This is a genomic window from Mesorhizobium captivum (assembly GCF_033977165.1).
In the GTDB taxonomy this organism is placed as follows: domain Bacteria; phylum Pseudomonadota; class Alphaproteobacteria; order Rhizobiales; family Rhizobiaceae; genus Mesorhizobium; species Mesorhizobium captivum.
In genome coordinates this window covers 70,833-93,090 of sequence record NZ_JAVIJB010000014.1, presented here as the reverse complement: position 1 = coordinate 93,090, position 22,258 = coordinate 70,833, and the positions used below count along the sequence as shown (strand labels likewise).

The window sequence follows — 22,258 nt, the reverse complement described above, 5'->3', positions numbered from 1 at the left end:
TAAAGCGCATGGAGCGAATCTGAAAGATCGCGACGCGCTTTAATGCGTGTGGGTGGTTGGGTGCGCCACTGCCGGAGGCGCCAGGGCGGGTGCATAATCGGGCGCCAGGGCGGCTCGTCTCGTCCGGGCTGGTGCTCGAGCAAAGCCCTGACCGCGACAACGAGCGATCTGCTCAGTTGCGCCTTCGGCAGCAGCGGGCGCGAGCCCATGAAAACCCTGACGACACGACCGGCTGGGTGAGAATGCCCCCGCCTTGATCCCGCGCATGATCCTCGTTCTGTGCAAACTCGGCCGCTTCCGCGAAGCCGTCAGCCGAAAGACCCACCGAATATCTCGCTGGCCTGCTCCGCTGTGTAGTAGCCGAGCCGGACATCCTCGGCGACCAGCTTCGGGTCGCGCTCGCGCGGATCGCCATAGCCACCGCCGCCCGGCGTGCCGACGCGCACGCGGTCACCGGCCTTGAGGGCGATATCCTGCTCCTTGGAAAGATGCGGCGGCACATGCGCCTCGCCGCCCCGGAAAACGGTCACGCTGTTCGGCGCGCCATCCTTGCCGCCGAGCGCGCCTTGCGGCCCGAAGCGGCCGTGATCCATGACGAAGGACGCGCGCGCCTCGCCGCGCAGGATCTCGACCTCATAGGCCAGCCCAAAGCCGCCGCGATGTTTTCCCGCGCCGCCCGAGCCTTCGCGCAGCGCGTAGTGACGGTAGAGCACCGGAAAGGCCTGCTCCATGATCTCGACCGGCGGGGACTTCGAAATGCCGATTGTCGAGCAGCCATTGCTCAACCCGTCATGGCCGGCATTGCCGCCATAGCCGCCGCCGGAGATCTGGTACATGACGTAGTCGCGGCCGCGTGCGGGATCGTTGCCGCCGAGCGCGAAATTGCCGCTGGAACCGGCGGGCGCCGCCGTCACCTTCTCAGGGAGCGCCTGCACCATTGCCGCGAACACCGCTTCGGCGATGCGCTGCGACACCTCCGCCGCGCAGCCCGATACGGGGCGCGGATATTTCGCATCGAGGAAAGTGCCTTCCGGCCGCATGACGTTCAGCGGCTCGAACGCGCCGGCGCTGATCGGCACTTCCGGAAAAATATGGCGCATGGCGAGATAGACCGACGACAGCGTCGTCGCCAGCACGCTGTTCATCGGTCCTGCGCAAGGTTTCGAGGAGCCGGCGAAATCGAAGGTCAGCGTGTCGCCTTTCTTCTCGACGGCGAGATTGATGGTCAGCGGCTCGTTCACCACGCCGTCGGAATCGACAAAAGCCTGCGAGCGATAGACGCCGTCGGGTATGACGGCGATCGAGGCGCGCATCTGCTCGGCGGCGCGGCTGCGCAGCTCGGCGATCGCTTCGGTGACGGTTTCGTCGCCGTAACGATCGAGGATTTCATTGAGCCTGTCCTGGCCGATCAAGAGTGCTGCCGCCTGCGCGCGGATGTCGCCGATGCGCTGGTCGGCGACACGGATGTTCGAGCAGATGATGGCGTAGATCTCCGGATCGAGCACGCCCTTCTTGAACAGTTTCACTGGCGGCAGGCGCAAGCCCTCCTGCTCGACCGCTGTGGCCGATGCCGAGAACCCGCCTGGCACCGAGCCGCCGATGTCCGGCCAATGCCCGGTGTTGGAAAGCCAGCAGAAAATCTTGCTGGCCCGATAGACCGGCATGACGAAGCGCACATCCATCAGATGCGTGCCGCCGAGATAGGGGTCGTTGACGATGTAGATGTCGCCGGGCTCCGGCGACAGGCAACGGCCGTCGGCGATCATCTCGATCACCGTCTTGGTCGAATATTGCATGACGCCGACGAACACCGGCAGACCCTGGCTGCCTTGCGCAATCAGCGAGCCGTCGACCGCCGAATAGATGCCGTCCGAGCGGTCGTTGGCCTCGGCGATGACCGGCGAGAAGGCCGCGCGGGAAAACGTCAGATCCATCTCGTCGCAGACCTGCTGCAGAGCGGCCTGCAGCACCGAAAGCGTGATCGTGTCGAGCTTTGCCCCTTCAAACGCTGGCATGTTCAGGCCTCGCCGATATCGATGATGATGTTGCCGTCGGCGTCCGAGCGGGCGCGGTCGCCGGGTTCGAGCACCGTGGTGGCGTCCATTTGCTCGAGGATCGCCGGCCCTTCGATGACGGCGTCGAGCGGCAGTTTTTCGCGAGAGTAGACCGGCGTGTCGTGCCAGCGCCCGCTGTACCAGACCGGCCGGATCTCGCGTCGCGCCTCCTCGCGTGTCGCCGCGCGTCCTGCCGGGTCGATCAGCCGCGACAGGTCGATCTGGGGCCGCACGCCGGTCACCGACGTGTTGAGGTTGACGAGGTTGGCGCGGATCTCCGGCAGCTCGACCTTGAAGCGGGCGAAATAGGCCTTTTCGAACAGAAGCTGCAGCGTTTCTCGTGAAACCGAAGACGACGGCAGAGGCACGTTGATGATGTGCGTCTGGCCTACGAACTGCATGTCGGCCGAATGGGTGACGCGGATCGCGTCCGGCTTCACCGCTTCCTTGGCAATCAGCGCCTCGCCTTCGTTTCGGTGCCGTTCCAACACCTCCTGAAGCGAAGCTTCATCGAGCCCACCTACCGGCTGGTTGATTGTGTTGACGAAGTCATGCCGCAAATCGGCGACGACGCAGCCGAGCGCGTTGGTGATGCCGGGGCGCGCCGGCACCAGCACCCTGGGCAGACCGAGCTCGCGGGCAAGCGCCGTCGCGTGCAGCGGCCCGGCGCCGCCGAAGGCGAACAGCGCGAAATCGCGTGGGTCATGGCCGCGCGAGACCGAGACCATGCGGATGGCGCCGGCCATCTTCATGTTGCCGAGCCTGAGCACCGCGCCCGCGGCTTCGACGCCGGAAAGGCCGGTGCGCTTGCCGATATTCTCCTCGAAAATGCCGGTCACGCGCTCGACGGTGACCGGATTGTCGACCGCCAGCAGCTTCTTCGGCGCCAGCCGCCCGAGCACCAGATTGGCGTCGGTGATGGTCGCCTCCGTGCCGCCGCGCCCGTAGCAGATCGGGCCGGGATTGGCGCCGGCGCTTTCCGGGCCGATCTGGATCAGCCCTGCCGCGTCGACGCGCGCGATCGAGCCGCCGCCGGCGCCGACCGTGTGCACCGCCACCATCGGCACATGGATCGGCATCGCATATTCGATCTCGATCTCGTTCGACACGGCGGGTTCGGCATTGCGGATCAATGCCACGTCGGTCGATGTGCCGCCCATGTCGTAGGTGACGAGATTGCCGAAGCCGGCGCGTTTTCCCGTATAGGCGGCGGCGATCACGCCCGACGCCGGGCCGGACATCACGGTCTTTGCCGATTCCAGCGCGACGAAGCGGGCCGAGATCATACCGCCGTTGCCGTTCATGATCAGGAAATCGCGGGCATAGCCTTTTGCGGCGAGCTCCTTGCGCAGCCGCTCGACATAGCGCTCGAGGATCGGCTGCACCGAGGCGTTGACCGCCGCCGTCACGCCGCGCTCGAACTCGCGTGCCTCTGAAAGCAGCGCATGGCCGGTGGTGATGTGGCCGTTCGGCCAGAGTTCCGCCGCGATCTCCGCCGCGCGCCGCTCATGCGCCGGGTTGGCATAGGAGTGCAGGAAATGGATGACGAGCGACTCGCAGCCGGCGGCGAGGAGCCCTTTGACCGCATCGCGCATCTCGGCCTCGTCGAGCGCCACGCGCACCGCGCCGGACGCTTCAACGCGCTCCGACACTTCGAGCCTGAGATCGCGCGGGATGACCGGCACGAAGGTGCCCGTCATGCCATAGGCCTGCGGCCGCGTTCGCCGGCCAAGCTCGATCACGTCGCGGAAGCCGCGCGTGGTGATCATGCCGGTTCGTGCCAGCCGGCGCTCCAGCACCGCGTTGGTGGTGGTCGTCGTGCCGTGCACGATGAGGTCGATGCCGTCGACCGGAAAGCCGGTGGCGCCAAGCGCGGCCACCACGCCAAAGGCCTGATTTTCCACCGTGGTCGGCGTCTTGGCAATATGCACCTTGCCGCCCGCCTTGCCGTCGATCAAGAGCAGGTCGGTGAAGGTTCCGCCGACATCGATGCCGGCAACGACGCTTCCCGTAGACGCCGAAAATTTCTCATTCATTGCCGAAACTCGAAATGCCAGGACTACGGATATGCCTCGGTTTGGAAAGGCGTTTTACGCCGCCATCTTGACCTGAAGATCATTTGTATACTAATAAATTCTCGACACAAGAGCTTACCGCTTGGCAGTGTGTTAAGGGCACGCCGGAACCTGATCGTTCGGGCGCGCAGGAGAAGGTTTGGCGCCAGCGCCTTTGAGCATGGCCCGGAAAGTTGGGTTTGATGAACACGACATCCGCGTTGAACATTGCCGGCGCCAGGCCGCTGCAGTTCCCGATCCCGGCCAATGTCTATGCCGAGACCGTGGTGTCGGTGAAGCACTATACCGACCGGCTGTTCTCGTTCCGCATCACCCGCCCGCAGTCGCTGCGTTTCCGGTCCGGCGAGTTCGTCATGATCGGCCTGCCCAATGCCGAGAAGCCGATCTTCCGCGCCTATTCCGTCGCCAGCCCGGCCTGGGACGACGAGCTCGAATTCTTCTCGATCAAGGTGCCGGACGGTCCGCTGACCTCCGAGCTGCAGAAAATCCAGGTCGGTGACACCGTCATCATGCGCCAGAAGTCGACCGGTACGCTGGTGCTCGATGCGCTGACCCCGGCAAAGCGCGTCTTCATGATCTCGACCGGCACCGGCATCGCGCCCTTCGCCAGCTTGCTGCGCGATCCCGACACCTATGAAAAATTCGATCAGGTCATCCTCACCCACACTTGCCGCGACAATGCCGAGCTCACCTACGGCCAGGAATTGGTGGCAGCACTCGAGACCGACCCGCTGATCGGCGAGCTGACCGGCGGCCGCGTCACGCTCTACAATTCGACGACGCGCGAGGAATCGGCGCTCATGGGCCGTATCACCGCGCTGATTGGCTCGGGCAAGTTTTACTCCGACCTCGGCATTGAGAAGCTCAACCCCGAGACCGACCGCATCATGATCTGCGGCTCGATGCACATGCTGAAGGACGTCAAGGAACTCGCCGAGAGCCTCGGCTTCCAGGAAGGCTCGCTCAGCCATCCGGCCACCTTCGTCGTCGAGCGCGCCTTCGTCGGCTGAGGCGCGCCGCAGCCGCCAGCTCTGTTAGAGGCGTCTGAGATTAGCGACGACATTCGAGCTTCGTCATTCTAGGGCGGAGCAAGGAGCGGAGCGACGCGCGCAGACCCTAGAATCCATTCCGCGATGCTTAGGCGTTGCAGCGGTTACAGAATTCTGCGCCGTTGCGCTCTGCGGCTGAGGTCACGGAATGGATGCTCGGGTCAAGCCCGAGTATGACGAAGGGATGGGCGCTGCGGCCAATCTCCAACGTCGGGAGCGCCCACTTAGCATGATGTTTTGACCGTACGGTCAAAAATCTGCTGCTTTCGCGGGCTTTTTTCGTTATGACCCCTCGAAGGACTCGTGAAGGACAACTTCGCGGGCTATCTTCGGCGCACGTCGCTGAATGAAAGGGCAGGAGATGAGCAGCACCATCCGCGAGGCCGGCGCAGGCGCCGGTGCGTCCAAGGTTATGCCGCTGCCGGCGCGCGCTGCCGCCAACACGCCGATGCCGCTGGAGCACGGCATAGCCCGCAACCCCGGCATGAAGCTCGATCTCGGCTTCCTGGAATCGGTGCGCAGCGTCAACCGCTCGGCGCTGGAACGCCGTGTCGCCACGCTCACCAAGCGGCGCTCGATCAAGGCCGACAACCAGGCTGCCTGGCTGCTGCGCGCCATTGCCTGCATGGACCTCACCACGCTGAACTCCAACGACACCGACGAGCGTGTGCGCCGGCTCTGCGCCAAGGCGATCAATCCGCTGCGCAAGGATATCGTCGACGGCCTCGGCATATCAGGCGAAACCATTCGCCCGGCGGCGGTCTGCGTCTATCATCCCTTCGTTGCCACGGCGGTCGAGGCAGTGCGCGGCACCGGTATCCATGTCGCCGCCGTGTCCACTGCCTTCCCGCACGGGCTTGCGCCGCTCTCGACTCGCCTGCAGGAGATCGAGGCTTCGGTGCGTGACGGCGCCGACGAGATCGACGTCGTCATCCCGCGCGGCCTGGTTTACGGCGCCAAATGGCGCGAGCTGTTCAACGAGATCGTCGCCATGCGCGCTGCCTGCGGCGATGCCCATCTCAAGGTCATTCTCGGCACCGGCGACCTCGCCACGCTGCGCAACGTGATGCTGGCCTCCATGGTGGCGATGATGGCGGGCGCGGATTTCATAAAAACCTCCACCGGCAAGGAAAGCGTCAACGCCACGCTGCCCGTCGGCCTTGCCATGGTGCGCGCCATCCGCGCCTATTTCGAGGAGACCGGCTATCTGATCGGCTTCAAGCCGGCGGGCGGCATTTCGACCGCCAAGGCTTCTCTCGACTGGCTTGTGCTGATGAAGGAGGAGCTCGGCCGGCCCTGGCTCGAGCAGGAGTTGTTCCGCTTCGGGGCGTCCAGCCTGCTCACAGACATCGAACGCCAGTTAGAGCACCACCTGACCGGCCATTATTCGGCCAACCACCGCCACGCGATGGCTTAGCACCCCACCCTCCCCCTTGTGGGGAGGGTCGCCGCAGAGCTGCGGGGTGGGGGTCGAAAGAATTAAACAGCCCGTCCAATGCACCAAACCAAAAGCCATTTACCCCCACCCCGATCGGCGTCGCCGATCGACCCTCCCCACAAGGGGGAGGGTAAAGGAGGCACCCCATGAACGTCCTCGAACGCTATCACGCCATGGATTACGGCCCGGCGCCGGAAGCCCGCAACGAGGCCGATGCCTGGTTGGCCTCGCGCGATTTCGCAAAAGCGCTGTTCATCGACGGCGCCTGGAAGACGGCGGCAAGCGGCAAAACCTTCGACACCAGCGAGCCGTCTTCCGGCAAGCTGCTCGCCAAGGTCTCGGACGCGGGCGCCGCCGACATCGACGTGGCGGTTACGGCGGCCGCCAAGGCGCTGCCGAAATGGTCGGCGACTTCGGGCTATCAACGCGCGAAAGTGCTCTATGCCATCGGCCGCGCCATGCAACGCCACCAGCGCCTGTTCGCGGTGCTGGAATCGATCGACAACGGCAAGCCGATCCGCGAGAGCCGCGATATCGACGTGCCGCTGGCCATCCGTCACTTCATCCACCATGCCGGCTGGGCGCAGACGCTGGAAAAGGATTTTCCCGATCACAAGCCGGTCGGCGTCGTCGGCCAGGTCATTCCGTGGAATTTCCCGCTGCTGATGCTGGCCTGGAAGATCGCGCCGGCGCTCGCCGCCGGCTGCACGGTGGTGCTCAAGCCTGCCGAGTTCACCCCGCTAACCGCCATCCTGTTCGCCGAGATCTGCGAGCGCGCAGGCGTGCCGAAAGGCGTCGTCAACATCGTCCAGGGCGGGCCGGAAGCGGGCGCTGCCATCGTCAATCATCCCGGCGTCCAGAAGATCGCCTTCACCGGCTCTTCGGAAGTCGGCAAGATCATCCGCAAGGCAACGGCCGGCTCGGGCAAGAAACTTTCGCTGGAGCTCGGCGGCAAGTCAGCCTTCGTCGTTTTCGAGGACGCCGATCTCGACAGCGCGGTCGAGGGACTGGTCGACGGCATCTGGTTCAACCAGGGCCAGGTCTGCTGCGCCGGCTCGCGTCTCCTTGTGCAGGAAGGCATCGCCGAGGCCTTCATCGCCAAAGTCAAGGTCAGGATGAGCCGGCTGCGCGTTGGCAGCCCGCTCGACAAGAACACCGATATCGGCCCGCTGGTTGACCGTACCCAGCTCGATCGCGTCAAAGGCCTGATCGCCGAGGGTGCCAGGCAGGGCGCGGTCTGCTGGCAGCCGGACGCCGCCCTGCCGACAACCGGCTACTATCACTTGCCGACGCTCGCGACTTCTGTTGCGCCGGCTAATATCCTGGCGCAGGAAGAGGTCTTCGGTCCGGTGCTGGCGACGATGAGCTTCCGCAACACCGAGGAGGCAATCGAGCTTGCCAACAACACGCGCTACGGTCTTGCCGCCTCCGTGTGGAGCGAGAACATCAACCTCGCTTTGCATGTCGCGCCGCAGCTGAAGGCCGGCGTTGTCTGGGTCAACGGCACCAACATGTTCGACGCCGCCTGCGGCTTTGGCGGCTATCGCGAAAGCGGCTTCGGCCGCGAAGGCGGGCGCGAGGGCGTGTTCGAATATCTCGCCGCCAAGCTGCCCGTCGGGCCGGCCATCAAACCGACGGCGGCCAGCTCCGCTCAGCCGGTTGAGCAGGCCGACGGCGCGTCCATCGACCGCACCGCAAAACTCTTCATCGGCGGCAAGCAGGTGCGGCCGGACGGCAACTATTCGCTCGCCGTCGCGACCGCCAAAGGCAAGCTTGCCGGCGAAGTCGGTCTCGGCAACCGCAAGGACATCCGCGACGCAGTTTCTGCTGCCCGAGCGTGCAAGGCCTGGCCGGACGCGACGGCCTTCAACCGCAGCCAGGTGCTCTACTATTTCGCCGAAAACCTGTCCGGCCGCGCCGACGAGTTTGCGGCGCGTCTCGTCCAGCTTACCGGAGTGACGGCAAGGGCCGCGCGGGAGGAAGTGGACCTCTCCATCGAGCGGCTGTTCCTCTATGCCGGCCTCACCGACAAGTTCGAGGGCCGCGTCCATCAGCCGCCGGCGCGCGTCGTGACACTGGCACTGCATGAGCCGGTGGGCGTCGTCGGCATCGTCGCGCCGGACAACCAGCCGCTGCTCGGCTTCACCTCGCTAATCGCGCCGGCGCTTGCCATGGGCAACACCGTGGTGGCGGTCCCGTCGGAGCGTCACCCGCTTTTAGCCACCGACCTCTACCAGGTGATCGAATATTCCGACGTCCCGGCCGGCGCCATCAACATCGTCACCGGCCGCAGCGCCGAACTCGCAGGCGTGCTGGCCAAACATGACGATGTCGACGGGCTCTGGCTGTTCGCCGTTGCCGACACCTGCACCAAGGCGGAAGCCGATTCCATCGGCAACCTCAAGCGCGTCTGGACCGGCAATGGCCGCAGTCTCGACTGGACCTCGAGCGATGCCGCCGGCGAGGCTTTCCTGCGCCGCGCCATCGAAGTCAAGAACGTCTGGGTGCCGTACGGCGACTAAGGCGCGAGTACCAAACAGGCGTCGCGCTTTGACGATGTGACCTGCTCTGGAAATCGGCGCGTTTGCCGCAGGCTTCCAAGCTTGACGCATCGTCACATGTTCTTTAACCAGAAAAAACAATTGGCCTGCGGAATAACAATAAGGCTACAGGCTTGCCTGGCACATTGCATCCTGCTCGGCCGCCGGTAAGAAAAGCTTGCGAGACCTGGAGGAAAGAATGGCGGATCTGGCAGGCAAGGTGGTCGTCGTCACCGCGGCGGCGCAGGGTATCGGGCGCGCGAGCGCGCTGGCTTTCGCCAAGGCGGGCGCCACCGTGCATGCCACCGACATCAACGACGCGGCGCTGGCCGAACTCGGCAAGATGCCCGGCATCAAAACCCGCAAGCTCGACGTGCTAAGCGATGCGGCCGTCACCTCGGCTTTCGCCGAGATCGGCCCGGTCGATGTGCTGTTCAACTGCGCCGGCTTCGTCCATTCCGGCTCGATCCTCGAAATGACCGACGCCGATCTCGATTTCGCGTTGAATCTCAATGTCCGCTCGATGATCCGCACCATCCGCGCCGTGCTGCCCGGCATGCTGGAGCGCGGCGATGGTTCGATCATCAACATGGCGTCGCTGGCAAGCTCGCAGAAAGGCGTGCCGAACCGCTTCGTCTACGGCCTGACCAAGGCGGCGGTCGTCGGCCTCACCAAGGCAGTCGCGGCCGACTATGTCGCCAAAGGCATCCGCTGCAACGCCATCTGCCCCGGCACCGTCGAGAGCCCGTCGCTGCAGGACCGCATGCATGCGCAGGGCGACTATGAGGCGGCCCGCGCGGCGTTCATCGCCCGCCAGCCCATGGGAAGGCTTGGCACGCCCGAGGAGATCGCCGATCTTGCCGTCTATCTGGCTGGCGCGACCTACACGTCGGGGCAGGCCTACAATATCGACGGCGGCTGGTCGATCTGACGTCCGTTCGGAAAGATCGCGGCAGTTCGGGAATAGATGGCGGGCGAACAGGAAGATCGGATCCGGCCTCCGCGTTTGCCGGAAGCATCGATCAGTCTGAAAAATCCTGCCTCCCGGCCGCTTGCGCGGTGTCTGTGCTTGCCGCAGGCAAGGTCGGTGGGTACGGTCCGCCCGATTTTCGCATGAGCCGTCGTCGGGGCGGAGAGTTTTGCAAAACGGCCTTTGGCCGCAAGGTGGAGAACTGAAGATGAAGTTGCTGCGCTATGGCGAGGTGGGGAGCGAACGTCCCGGCCTGCTCGATCAGGATGGCACGATCCGCGACCTTTCGGCCTATGTCGCCGACATCGCCGGCACGGCGCTGCATCCGGCCTCGCTGGACATGCTGTCGAAGCTCGATCCGAAATCGCTGCCGGCGGTTTCCGACAAGCCGCGCCTGGGCGCCTGCGTCGCCGGCACGGGGAAATTCATCTGCATCGGCCTCAACTATTCCGACCACGCCGCCGAGACCGGCGCCACCGTGCCGCCGGAGCCGATCATCTTCATGAAGGCAAGCTCGGCCATCGTCGGGCCGGACGACGACGTGCTCATCCCGCGCGGCTCGGTCAAGACCGACTGGGAGGTCGAGCTCGGCGTCGTCATCGGCAAGACGGCGAAGTATGTCAGCGAGGACGATGCGCTGGATTATGTTGCCGGCTATTGCGTCGCGCATGACGTTTCCGAGCGCGCCTTCCAGGCCGAGCGCCAGGGACAGTGGACGAAGGGCAAGTCCTGCGACACGTTCGGCCCGATCGGCCCCTGGCTGGTGACCAAGGACGAGATTGCCGACCCGCAGAACCTCAAGATGTGGCTGACCGTCAACGGCAGGACCATGCAGAACGGCTCGACCAGGACCATGGTCTACGGCGTCAAATATCTGGTCTCCTATCTCAGCCAGTTCATGTCGCTGCAGCCCGGCGACATCATCTCCACCGGCACGCCGCCCGGCGTCGGGCTGGGCATGAAGCCGCCGGTGTTCCTGAAGCCCGGCGACGTCGTCGAGCTCGGCATCGAAGGCATGGGCCAGCAGAAGCAGACGTTCAAGGCGGACGAGTAGCATTTCCCCTTCTCCCCTTGTGGGAGAAGGTGGCCGCGAAGCGGCCGGATGAGGGGTGTTGGAAGGATCTCGGCGTTGCCGAAATAAGCGCTTCAGATCCTTCGATTTTTTTTATGTCGCGCTCTGTCGCGCACCCCTCATCCGTCTCGGCGCTGCGCGCCGATCCACCTTCTCCCACAAGGGGAGAAGGGGAAGCCCGCGCTACTTCAACACCTTCCCATCCGCTCCAAACCGGTACGTCTTCGCCGGATCCGGCGTCGCGTAGAGCGTGGCGCCCGGCTCGGCATTGTAGACGCCGAAGATGCGCACGGTGAGCATCCCCGCCTTCTCGCAGTCGAGATAGAGGTTGGTGTCGGCGCCGAGATGCTCGGCATGGACCACGGCGCCCTTCCAGGCGCCGGACTTCGCATCGACGGTCAGGTGCTCCGGCCGCACGCCGACGGTCTTGGCCGTCTCGCCCAACTTGGCGCCGTCGATGAAGTTCATCTTCGGCGAGCCGATGAAGCCGGCGACGAACTCGTTGGCCGGCGAATTGTAGAGCTCCATCGGGCTGCCGATCTGCTCGATGCGGCCGGCGTTGAGCACGACGATCTTGTCGGCCAGCGTCATCGCCTCGACCTGGTCGTGGGTGACGTAGATCATCGTCGCCTTCAGTCGCCGGTGCAGCTGCGCGATCTCCAGACGGGTGTTGACGCGCAGTGCCGCATCGAGGTTCGACAGCGGCTCGTCGAAGAGAAAAAGCTTCGGCTCGCGCACCACCGCGCGGCCGATGGCGACGCGCTGGCGCTGGCCGCCCGAGAGCTCCGCCGGCCGCCGTTCGAGATAGGGCTCGAGCGACAGCATGGCGGAAGCGATCTTGATGCGACGGTCGATCTCGGCCGAAGGCGTGCCGGCCTGCTTTAGGCCGAGGCCCATATTGTTCTTCACCGTTAGGTGCGGATAGAGCGCGTAGGTCTGGAACACCATGGCGATGCCGCGTTTGGCGGGCGGCGTGACGGAGACGTCATCGCCGTCGATCAGCACGCGGCCTGAGGTCGAATCCTCCAGCCCGGCGATCACGCGCAGCAGCGTCGACTTCCCGCAGCCGGACGGTCCGACGAAGACGACGAATTCGCCGTCATTGACCTCGAGGTCGATGCCCTTCAACACCTCGACCGGCCCAAACGCCTTCTTCACATTCTCGATGTTCAGCGAGCCCACGGCTTCGTCCTTGTTCTAGAGTTTGATTGAGGCGCCGGTGCGCACGCTCTCGTCGGCCGCCAGGCAGACGGCGAGCGACTTCACCGCGTCGTCCATGTGGCGGGTGAGGTCGATGTCCTCTCGGATGGCCTTGAGCAGGAAGGCCTGTTCGAGGTCGCAGAGTTCCTGGTGCCCGGGCTCGCCTTCCATCGACAGCAGTTGGTCCTCTTTGGCGAACTTGCCGTCCGGGCCGGTCGCGGCGCTGTGCAGGCGGATGGTCGAGGTTTTGGTGTGGGTGTCGATGTCGTCGGACTTCACGCCCTCCTTCATGACGATCGACACGCAGCCGTTTGGAGACATCACGTCCTTCACGAAGAAGGCGGTTTCCGAAATCATCGGCCCCCAGCCGGCCTCGTACCAGCCGACCGAGCCGTCCTCGAACAGCACCTGCAGATGGCCGTAATTGTACATCGACGGCGCGACTTCATCGGAGAGCCGCACGCCCATGCCGCGCACCTCGATCGGCCTGGCGTCGGTGATCTGCAGCATCACGTCGAGATAATGCACGCCGCAGTCGACGATCGGCGAGGTGGTCTGCATGAGCTGCTTATGCGTCGCCCAGGTGTGGCCTGAGGATTGTTGGTTGAGGTTCATGCGGAAGACGTACGGACCGCCGAGCTTGCGCGCCTCGGCGATCAGCCGCACCCAGGACGGATGGTGGCGCAGGATATAGCCGATCACCAGTTTTTTGCCGTTGGCCTTGGCAGCGTCGACGACGCGCTGTGCATCCGCCACCGTCGTCGCCAGCGGCTTTTCGACGAAGACGTGGCAGCCGGCCTCCAACGCCCGCACGGCATAATCGGCATGGCTGTCGGAATAGGTGGCAATCGCGGCGACGTCCGGCCTCTCGTCGCGCAGCGCGTCTTCGAAGGAGCGCCTGATGCCGTAACCGGCAAGCCCACCCGGCAGCGGCACGTCGGAGCGGTTGACCAAGGCCGCGATCTCGAAGCCCGGATTGGTATGGTAGGCGAGCGCATGGCTGCGGCCCATATTGCCGAGGCCGGCGACGACGACGCGAAGAGACGGTTTATCGCTCACCTAGCCACTCCACTTTCTCTTGAGAGGGTGTCACCCCACCTGGCGCTGCGCGCCGACCTCCTCATCAAGGGGAGATAGGGCGTTGGCGTGAACATCCCCGCCGCAGAAGCTGCTCTGAACTGATAACCCAGGCGGCCGAGAATAAAGCGGCGACCTTCTACCTCCCCTCGATGGGGAGGTCGGCGCGAAGCGCCGGGTGGGGTGAAGCGCAGCCCTATCAAGAGTTGGCTGTTACGGCTCACTTCACCGCTCCGGACGTGATGCCGCGGATCAGCTGCCGCGAGAAGATGACGTAGAGGATCAGCACCGGCAGGATCGCCAGCGAGAGTGCCGCCAGGATCGCGTTCCAGTTGGTGACGAACTGGCCGAGGAAGAGCTGTGCGCCGAGCGTCACCGTCTTGGTCTCTTCCGACGGCGCCAGGATCAGCGGGAACCAGAGATCGTTCCAGATCGGGATCATGGTGAAGACGGCGACCGTCGCCATGGACGGACGCACCAGCGGCAGCACCAGCCGGAAGAAGATCGTGTATTCCGATAGCCCGTCGATGCGGCCGGCGTTCTTCAAATCGTCGGACACCTGCTTCATGAATTCCGACAGGATGAAGATGGCTAAAGGCAGGCCTTGCGCGGTGTAGACCAGGATCAGCGCCGTCAGCGTGTTGACCAGCCCCGTCGCCACCATCAGCTGCAGGATGGCGACAGTGCCGAGGCGGATCGGGATCATGATGCCGAGCGCCAGATAGAGCCCCATCAGCGTGTTGCCGCGGAAGCGGTATTCCGACAGGGCGAAGGCGGCCATCGCCCCGAACAAAAGCACGAAGAACAGCGAAGCGACGGTGACGACGAGGCTGTTCTGGAAATAGTGGAAGAAGTCGCCCTGGCCGAACACGGTGGTGTAGCCGATCAGGTCGAAGGTCTTCGGCGTCGGCGGCGTCAGCGGCGCGCCGAAGATGCCCGCGCGGGATTTGAAGGAATTCATGATCACCAGGATCACCGGGAACAGCGCGATCACCGTGTAGGTCAAAAGGACCGCGTGGGCGCCGATGGTGCGGGGGAGCGAACGGGTAGCGGTGCTCATGGCTCCCCCTCAGAACTGGTAGCGACGCAGGCGCGTCTGGACGAGGAACAGGTAGACGCAGACGCCGGCGAGGATGATCAGGAACATCATCGTGGCGATCGCCGCGCCCATGTTGGGGTCGCCGACCTGCAGCTGGAAGCCGAAGAAGGCGCGGTAGAGGAATGTGCCGAGGATGTCGGTCGAATAGTTCGGCCCGGCCAGCGCCCCCTGCGCCGTGTAGATCAGGTCGAAGGCGTTGAAATTGCCGACGAAGGTGAGGATCGAGATGATGCCGATCGAAGGCAGGATCAGCGGCAGCTTGATCTTCCAGAACTGCGCCATGCCGGTGATGCCGTCGCATTCGGCGGCCTCGATCACCTCATCGGGGATCGACAGCAGCGCCGCATAGATCAGCATCATCGGGATGCCGACGAACTGCCAGACCGAGACCAGGCTGAGCGCGGTAAGCGCATATTGCTCCTTGCCGAGCCACGGCGTGAACAGGCTCTTCAGCCCGACGAAATCGAGCAGGTGCGGCGCCACGCCCCAGATCGGCGACAGGATCAGCTTCCAGGCGAAGCCGACGATGACGAAGGACAGGATCGTCGGCACGAAGATCGCCGTGCGGTAGAAGGCGGCGAACCGCAGCCTGGGGCTGGAGAGAAGCGCAGCCAAAAGGACGCCGATGGGGTTCTGCACCAGCATGTGGATGATGAAGAACCAGACATTGTTCCTGAGCGCGTTCCAGAAATTCACCGACCAGTTGGGGTCGCCGAACAGCGTGCGGAAATTGCCCAGCCCGACGAACACCTGGGACTGCTCGATGTTGCGGAACAAGGAGAGTTGGAGGGTGCCGAACAGCGGCAGGATCATGACCGCCGTGTAGACGAGCACCGCCGGCGCCAGGAAGACGCCGATATGCCAGCGGATCGGTTTCTTGGGTCGTGTTTGTGCGGCCATGAGTTCGGTCCCCGCCGTCTCTCGGTTCCAGGTCGATGATGCTTAGCTTGTGCCTCGATGCACGGCCCGAATGTCCCATAATGCGAAGGGACAAGGCCAGCGACAGTGCGGCTTCGTCTTTCCCGCAACGCTGAGGGTAAGACCGAGAGGCGGCGCCGACAATCGCTATCTAAGAACTGTCCGAATACCGGCCGGGCAGGCGCCCGGCCGGTTCGATGGCAAAAATTACTTCGCCGGCTTGTACCAGCTGTCGAGGCCGTCCTGCAGCTTCTTGGCCGCGGCTTCCGGCGTGTCGGTGCCATTGATCACGTTGGCCGATTCGACCCAGGTCTCGTTCTCGAGGTTCGGCGTGCCGCGCGACAGGATCTGGTAGGTCGAGCGGATCGTCGACTTGCACTTGCCGCGCCACGAGACGAATTCCTGCGCCAGCGGGTCCTCCATCTTCACCGGCGTGCTGTTCAGGCTGAAGAAGCCCGGCAGCGCGTTGGCGTAGATGGTGGCGAAGTCCGGCGAAGCGACCCAGGACAGGAACTTCTTGGCCTCTTCCGGATGCTTCGACGCCGCATTCAGGCCCATGCCGATATCGGTATGGTCGGAGATGTAGCAGGTGTCGCCGGCCTTCTGCACCGGCGGCGGGAAGGCGCCCATCTTGAACTGCGCCTGCGTGTTGAACAGGCCGATCTCCCACGAGCCGGCCGGGTAGATGGCGGCGCGGCCGAGCGTGAACAGGTTCTGGCTGTCCGGGTAGGTCTGCGCCTCGAAGCCGTCGCCGAGATAGGGCTTCCACTTGGCCAGTTCCTTGTAGGGCTCGACCCAGTCGGCGTCGGTCAGCTTCTGCTCACCCTTGATCAGGGCTGCGCGGCCTTCCTCGCCCTTCCAGTAGTTCGGGCCGATGTTCTGGTAGCCCATGGTCGCGGCTTCCCAGAGGTCCTTGGTGCCCATTGCCATCGGAATGTAGGTGCCGTCCGCCTTGATCTTGTCGAGCACGGCGTAGAACTCTTCATTGGTGGTCGGCACCTTGAGGCCGAGCTTGTCGAAGGCGTCCTTGTTGTAGATGAAGCCGTGGATGACCGAAGCCATCGGCACGCAGAAGCTCGACTTGCCATCGTCGGTCTGCCAGGCGGCCTTGGCGACGGGCGAGAAGTTGTCCATGCCGGGCAGCGAGCTGAGGTCGGCGAGATTGCCCTTCTTGAACAGCTCCAGCGACTTGTCGAACGGCCGGCAGGTGATCAGGTCGCCCGCCGAGCCGGCGGTGAGCTTGGCGCCAAGTGCTGCGTCATACTCGGTCGGCGCCGACGGCGCGAACACCACCTTGATGCCGGGGTTCTTGGCCTCGAAGGCCGGGATCAGCTTGTCCTTCCAGATGGTCAGGTCGTCGCCGCGCCAGCTCTCGATGTTGAGCGTTACGTCCTCGGCCAGCGCCATCCCGGTGGTGCCGAGGATGCTCGTGCCGAGCAGAATTGCCGTCAGTAGTTTGGTCGTCATGTCCAGTCTCCCTGTTGACCTTTTTCAGGTTCGGTTCTGAGAACAGAGGCTAGTGCCCCTTGCTCCCCTCGATCGCGGAAAGCGCCGGCCTGAGCTTCTGGCCTGCTCCTTCCAGTATCTTCTCGGCCGCGTCGGCGTTGGCGGCGCCCGCGGCGAGCAGAATGGCAGTCTTGACTACACCGCCGCTCTCTTCGAGCAGGCGCGCCGCGTCGTCGCGGCCGCGCCCGGTGATGGCGGCGACCATGCGCACCGCGCGGTCGCGCAGCTTGATGTTGTCGGCGGTGAGATTGACCATGTAGCCGTCATGCACATGGCCGAGATGGATGGCCGCGAGCGTCGACAGCATGTTGAGCGCGATCTTCTGCGCGGTGCCGGCGCCCATGCGGGTCGAGCCGGCGATCAGCTCCGGCGGCGTTTCGAGCAGGATGGCGACATCGGCCTCGCCGAACAGCGGCGCATCCTTGTTGTTGGCGATTGCGATCGTCGCGGCGCCCCGCCGCCGCGCGTCGCCGATCGCCTGGACGGCATAGGGCGTCGAACCGCTGGCCGAAATGGCGATCAGGCAGTCGCCCTTGCCGATATTGGCCTTTGCGACCGCCGCCGCAGCTTCCTCGGTATCGTCTTCCGGTCCTCCGGCGAGCGTGCGGAACGCCTCGTCGCCGCCGGCGATCAGGATGGCGATGCGGTCGCGCGCGATGCCGAATGTGCCTGGAAGCTCCAGTGCATCCGCGACAGCCATCAGGCCGGAACTGCCGGCCGCCGCGTAGGCGAGCCTGCCGCCGCTCTTCAATTGTCTTGCGATGAGCTCGGCTGCCTCGGCAATTGCCGGAATGGCGCCGTGCACGGCCTTGGCGGCCTCGACCTGCGCGTTGGCGAGGAACGAAAGGATGGCATCCGGGGTCTGAACATCCAGCCCCTCGGCATTTTGATGAAGCGCTTCCGTGCGCGTCTCGGCCATCCGCTTTCCTCCAACTGGGCGAACAATACCAAAAAAATACCACTTGTCCACATCCATTAACCGATTTCGTCACATGGAATTGCCTAGCCGGTAAATTCCCACGATTTATCAATAAAATACGCCTTAATCTTTTTTGAACGGAAATTAACGCTTGGCTATTGGTATTTTATTGGTATTATCCGCGGCGAGGAGAAAATCGCGTGAAATTCGTGCTTGGCATCGATGGCGGCGGCACCAGCTGCAGGGCGGCCCTTGCGACCGCCGACGGCGCCGTCGTTGGCCGTGCCAAAAGCGGCGCGGCCAACATCCGCACCGATCTTACCGGTGCGCGCGCCAACATCGTCGAGGCGGCGAGGCAGGCATTCCTCGCCGCCGGCCATGATCCGGAGCTGATCCCGCGCACGCCGGCCATTCTGGGTCTTGCCGGTGCCAATGTCGGCACCTACAGGCAGCAGCTGGAAGCAATCCTGCCTTTCAGCAAAAGCCGCGTCGAGACTGACGCCGAGATCGCGCTCGAAGGCGCGGTCGGCTCCGGCGACGGCGCCATGGCCATTCTCGGCACCGGCACCGCCTATATGGCGCGTAAGGCGGGCAAGTCACGCGCCATCGGCGGTTGGGGCTTCCAGGTCGGCGACCAGGGCAGCGGCGCCCGCATCGGCCGCGATCTGCTCGAGCAGACGCTGCTCGCCTATGACGGCATCCGACCCGGCTCACCCTTGACGGAAGCGATGCTCGCCGTCTTCCGCAACAATCCCGAGGACGTGGTCGAATTCACCACCAATGCCAAGCCCGGCGACTTCGGCGGCTTCGCGCCAAAAGTCTTCGAGCATGCCGAAAAGGGCGACCTCGTCGCCAACTGGATCCTCGACAAGGCGGTTGCCGACGTCGAGGCCTCGCTCGGCGCGCTCGATCTTGCGGACGATGCTCCGCTCTGCCTGCTCGGCGGCCTGGCGCCGCTCTACGCGCCGCGCCTGTCGCCTCGTTATCAGGCGCTGCTGAAAGCCCCGCTTGACGATGCGCTCGGCGGCGCGGTGCAGATGGCCGTGCGCATCTTTGCCGGCAAGTCGGGGGCTGGCCGATGAGCGCCGCCGACCAGATATTCGCCATGCTGCCGGAGGCGCCGCGATGAGCGCCGCCGACCAGATCTTCGCCATGCTGCCGGAGGCGCCGCGATGAGCGCCGCCGACCAGATCTTCGCCATGCTGCCGGAGGCGCCGCGATGAGCGCCGCCGACCAGATCTTCGCCATGCTGAAAGAATCCTCGCAAAGCGGCGCGCCGCTTTACCTGCAGTTGAGGAAAAGCATCGAGGAAGCCGTCAATCGCGGCCTGATCGGTCCGGGCGATGCGCTGCCGTCCGAGCGCGATATCGCCAGCAAGGCCGACATCTCGCGCGTCACCGTGCGCAAGGCGGTGCAGGATTTGGTCAAGGGCGGCATCCTCGTCCAGCGCCATGGCTCGGGCACCTTCGTCGCCCCGCGCATGGAGCGCGTCGAGCAGTCGCTGTCGCGGCTCACTTCCTTCACCGAGGACATGGCGCGCCGCGGCATGGTCGTGCGCTCGGCCTGGCTCGACCGCGGCCTCTATGCGCCCTCGCCGGACGAGATGATGGTGCTCGGCCTGTCGTCGAACGAGCTGGTGGCGCGGGTCGCGCGCCTGCGCATCGCCAACGACACGCCGCTGGCGATCGAGCGCGCCGCGATTTCGGCGAGCGTGCTGCCCGACCCCGAGGCGATCGGCTCCTCGCTCTACGCGGCGCTGGAACTGACCGGCAACCGTCCGGTGCGGGCGGTGCAGCGCATCTCGGCCGCCAATCTCGGCGATGGCGACGCGCGCCTGCTCGAAGTGCCGCCGGGGGTTGCCGGCCTGCACATCGAACGTATTTCCTATCTGGCGAGCGGCAAGGTGATCGAGTTCACGCGCTCCATCTACAGGGGCGACGCCTATGACTTCGTCGCGGAACTCCGGCTGACCGGGCCGGGAGAGGAGATCCGGCCATGAGCGCAACCGCCACCCATATGCGGCGCGAGATCGAGGAGATCCCGCAGGCCACAGCCCGCCTGCTGGATGGCTCGGCCAAGGTGCTCGCCGAAGCCGGCCGCGGCCTTCGCGAGCGCGATCCGAATTTCGTCGTCACCGTGGCGCGCGGCTCGTCCGATCATGCCGCCACTTTCATGAAATATGCTGTCGAGCTGACGGCCGGCCTCGCCGTCGCTTCCGTTGGACCGTCGATCGCCTCCATCTACGGCGCAAAGCTGAGATTGCGCGGCTCGGCTTGCCTCGCCATCTCGCAGTCGGGCAAGAGCCCCGACATCGTCGCCATGGCCGAAACGGCACGGGCGGGCGGCGCGCTGACCGTCGCCATCACCAACACCGCCGACTCGCCGCTGGCGCGGGCTTCGGATTACGCCATCGACATCCTCGCGGGGCCGGAGCGCAGCGTCGCGGCCACCAAGACCTTCGTCAATTCCGCCGTCGCCGCCCTGGCGCTGATGGCCCACAGCACCGGCGACGAGGCGTTGCTCTCAGCGCTCGCCCGCCTGCCTGAACATTTCGAGAAGGCGATCGCCTGCGACTGGATGGCGCTGGCAGCGGCGCTCGAGACGCCGCAGTCGCTGTTCATCCTCGGTCGCGGTCCGTCCTTCGCGATCGCCAGCGAAGCGGCGCTGAAATTCAAGGAGACCTGCGCCATGCATGCCGAGGCCTACAGCGCCGCCGAAGTCATGCATGGGCCACTGGCGCTGGTCGGGCCGGGCTTCCCGGTCCTGGCGCTCGCCGCGCGCGACGCGTCGGAGCCTTCGGTGGCCGAGGCCGTCGATAGCTTGGCGGCCAAGGGCGCGGCAGCCTTCGTCACCTCCGACAAGGCAACGAGCGCCAGGCTGCTGCCGCATGTCGCGACCGGCCATCCGCTGACCGATCCGTTGCCGCTGATCGTGTCCTTCTACGGCTTCGTCGAGGCCTTCGCCCGCCATCGCGGCCTCGATCCGGATGCGCCCCGCAACCTGCGCAAGGTGACGGAAACCGTATGAGCGACCGTTTCGCCCTCACTGGCGCCCGCATTTTCGACGGTGCCGACTGGCACGAAGACGCGGCCCTCCTCGTCAAGGACGGGCTAGTCGAGGCCATCCTGCCCAATGGCGCCGTTCCGTCCGGCGTGTCCAAAGTCGAGACCGGCGGCGGCCTGCTGGTCCCCGGCTTCGTCGACATCCAGGTCAATGGCGGCGGCGGCGTCATGCTCAACGACCATCCCGATGTCGCCTCGATCGAGACCATCTGCCGCGCGCATGCGCCCTTCGGCACCACGGCGCTGCTGCCGACATTGATCACCGACACGCCGGCGATCACCGCCGCGGCGGTCGCCGCCGGCGCCGAGGCGGCGCGGAAGAACGTGCAGGGTTTCCTCGGCCTGCATCTCGAAGGGCCGCATCTGTCCATCGCGCGCAAGGGCGCGCATGATCCAGCCCTGATCCGGCCGATGACCGACGCCGACCAGGCCGCGCTGGTCGCCGCGCGCCGGAACCTGCCGGTGCTGCTCACCACGATTGCGCCGGAATCGGTCGAGCCCGGCCGCGTCACGGCGCTGGCCAAGGCCGGCATCGTCGTCAGCCTCGGCCACTCGGATACCGACTACGCCACGGCAACGGCCTTTGCCGAGGCCGGCGCCACCGTCGTCACGCATCTCTTCAACGCCATGAGCCAGATCGGCAATCGCGAGCCGGGACTGGCGGGTGCGGCCGTCGACACCGGCAATTTCTACGCCGGCATCATCGCCGACGGCATCCATGTCCATCCCGGCACGATGACGCTCGCGCTCAACGGCAAGAAAGGCCCGGGCAAGATCCTGCTGGTCACCGACGCCATGGCGACGATCGGCACCCACATGACATCCTTCACGCTCAACGGCCGCACCATCTACCGCAAGGACGGGAGTCTGAGGCTTGCCGACGGCACGCTGGCCGGCGCCGACCTCGACATGATTTCCGCGGTGCGCTTCGTCCACCGCGTGGTCGGGCTCGATCTCGACGAGGCGCTCCGCATGGCCTCGCTCTATCCCGCCGAGGCGATCGGCCAGGCGCACCGCCTCGGCCGCTTCGCCAACGGCACCGCGGCCGACATTGTTGGGCTGTCGGAGGAATTGAACGTCAAAAACGTCTGGATCGGCGGTGAGAAGGTGTTTGCGGCTTAGGCCTCTCTTTGAAACGCTGGCGGACAGCGCCCCCTCTGTCCTGCCGGACATCTCCCCACAAGGGGGGGAGATTAGACGTCACGCCGGCCTTCGCCAATCTCCAACGTTGCAGGATAAGCGGGGCGCCGAAGCTGCCAATCTCCCCCCAAGTGGGGGA

17 protein-coding genes are annotated in these 22,258 nt (G+C 65.1%); 9 read left to right on the top strand and 8 right to left on the bottom strand.

Annotated features, from left to right (window positions below; all coding sequences use genetic code 11):
• Positions 1-308: 308 nt before the first annotated feature.
• A complete protein-coding gene (locus tag RFM40_RS14405; protein WP_320225063.1) occupies positions 309-2,015 on the bottom strand; it encodes a hydantoinase B/oxoprolinase family protein in 1,707 nt (568 codons plus the stop codon).
• A 2-nt stretch (positions 2,016-2,017) separates the two neighbouring features.
• Positions 2,018-4,090 carry a hydantoinase/oxoprolinase family protein gene (locus RFM40_RS14400; protein WP_320277708.1) on the bottom strand — a complete coding sequence of 691 codons (2,073 nt, stop codon included), beginning with the start codon at positions 4,088-4,090 and terminating at the stop codon, positions 2,018-2,020.
• Between the two features lie 221 nt (positions 4,091-4,311).
• On the opposite strand from RFM40_RS14400, the gene RFM40_RS14395 reads away from it, so the two are divergent.
• The 5 genes from RFM40_RS14395 (at position 4,312) to RFM40_RS14375 (ending at position 11,180) form a co-directional block, all read left to right on the top strand.
• Positions 4,312-5,139 carry a ferredoxin--NADP reductase gene (locus tag RFM40_RS14395; protein WP_320225061.1) on the top strand — a complete coding sequence of 276 codons (828 nt, stop codon included), beginning with the start codon at positions 4,312-4,314 and terminating at the stop codon, positions 5,137-5,139.
• 400 nt (positions 5,140-5,539) lie between these two features.
• On the top strand, positions 5,540-6,595 hold the full coding sequence (gene deoC, locus RFM40_RS14390; RefSeq protein WP_320225060.1) for a deoxyribose-phosphate aldolase: 1,056 nt from the start codon (positions 5,540-5,542) through the stop codon (positions 6,593-6,595).
• A gap of 167 nt (positions 6,596-6,762) precedes the next feature.
• On the top strand, positions 6,763-9,138 hold the full coding sequence (locus RFM40_RS14385; protein ID WP_320225059.1) for an aldehyde dehydrogenase family protein: 2,376 nt from the start codon (positions 6,763-6,765) through the stop codon (positions 9,136-9,138).
• Positions 9,139-9,355: 217 nt separating this feature from the next.
• Entirely contained in the window at positions 9,356-10,087 is a 732-nt protein-coding gene (locus RFM40_RS14380) for an SDR family oxidoreductase (protein WP_320225058.1), read from the top strand.
• A 247-nt stretch (positions 10,088-10,334) separates the two neighbouring features.
• Entirely contained in the window at positions 10,335-11,180 is an 846-nt protein-coding gene (locus RFM40_RS14375; RefSeq protein ID WP_320225057.1) for a fumarylacetoacetate hydrolase family protein, read from the top strand.
• Positions 11,181-11,381: 201 nt separating this feature from the next.
• Here the strand turns inward: RFM40_RS14375 and RFM40_RS14370 are convergent, their stop codons facing one another.
• The 6 genes from RFM40_RS14370 to RFM40_RS14345 all read right to left on the bottom strand — a co-directional run bounded on the left by RFM40_RS14370 (position 11,382) and on the right by RFM40_RS14345 (position 17,917).
• On the bottom strand, positions 11,382-12,380 hold the full coding sequence (locus RFM40_RS14370) for an ABC transporter ATP-binding protein (RefSeq protein ID WP_320225056.1): 999 nt from the start codon (positions 12,378-12,380) through the stop codon (positions 11,382-11,384).
• Between the two features lie 15 nt (positions 12,381-12,395).
• Positions 12,396-13,457: a Gfo/Idh/MocA family protein gene (locus RFM40_RS14365; RefSeq protein ID WP_320225055.1), complete on the bottom strand. Its 1,062-nt coding sequence runs from the start codon at positions 13,455-13,457 to the stop codon at positions 12,396-12,398.
• Positions 13,458-13,695: 238 nt separating this feature from the next.
• Positions 13,696-14,535, bottom strand: a complete 840-nt coding sequence (locus tag RFM40_RS14360; protein WP_320225054.1) for a carbohydrate ABC transporter permease — start codon at positions 14,533-14,535, stop codon at positions 13,696-13,698.
• A gap of 9 nt (positions 14,536-14,544) precedes the next feature.
• Positions 14,545-15,474: a carbohydrate ABC transporter permease gene (locus RFM40_RS14355; protein WP_292302795.1), complete on the bottom strand. Its 930-nt coding sequence runs from the start codon at positions 15,472-15,474 to the stop codon at positions 14,545-14,547.
• 225 nt (positions 15,475-15,699) lie between these two features.
• Positions 15,700-16,959: an ABC transporter substrate-binding protein gene (locus RFM40_RS14350; RefSeq protein WP_320225053.1), complete on the bottom strand. Its 1,260-nt coding sequence runs from the start codon at positions 16,957-16,959 to the stop codon at positions 15,700-15,702.
• Positions 16,960-17,008: 49 nt separating this feature from the next.
• The gene (locus RFM40_RS14345; RefSeq protein WP_320225052.1) at positions 17,009-17,917 is read right to left on the bottom strand and encodes an N-acetylmuramic acid 6-phosphate etherase; all 909 of its coding nucleotides are present in this window, start codon (positions 17,915-17,917) and stop codon (positions 17,009-17,011) included.
• Between the two features lie 200 nt (positions 17,918-18,117).
• Here RFM40_RS14345 and RFM40_RS14340 point away from each other — a divergent pair, with 200 nt between their 5' ends.
• The 4 genes from RFM40_RS14340 to nagA all read left to right on the top strand — a co-directional run bounded on the left by RFM40_RS14340 (position 18,118) and on the right by nagA (position 22,101).
• Complete coding sequence (locus RFM40_RS14340; RefSeq protein ID WP_320225051.1) at positions 18,118-18,999, top strand: glucosamine kinase nucleotide-binding domain-containing protein; 882 nt, start codon at positions 18,118-18,120, stop codon at positions 18,997-18,999.
• 137 nt (positions 19,000-19,136) lie between these two features.
• Entirely contained in the window at positions 19,137-19,916 is a 780-nt protein-coding gene (locus tag RFM40_RS14335) for a GntR family transcriptional regulator (protein WP_320225050.1), read from the top strand.
• The gene (locus tag RFM40_RS14330) at positions 19,913-20,944 is read left to right on the top strand and encodes an SIS domain-containing protein (protein WP_320225049.1); all 1,032 of its coding nucleotides are present in this window, start codon (positions 19,913-19,915) and stop codon (positions 20,942-20,944) included. The genes RFM40_RS14335 and RFM40_RS14330 overlap by 4 nt, the downstream gene beginning before the upstream one ends.
• On the top strand, positions 20,941-22,101 hold the full coding sequence (gene nagA, locus RFM40_RS14325) for an N-acetylglucosamine-6-phosphate deacetylase (protein ID WP_320225048.1): 1,161 nt from the start codon (positions 20,941-20,943) through the stop codon (positions 22,099-22,101). Before RFM40_RS14330 ends, nagA begins: the two co-directional genes overlap by 4 nt.
• Positions 22,102-22,258 lie beyond the last annotated feature (157 nt).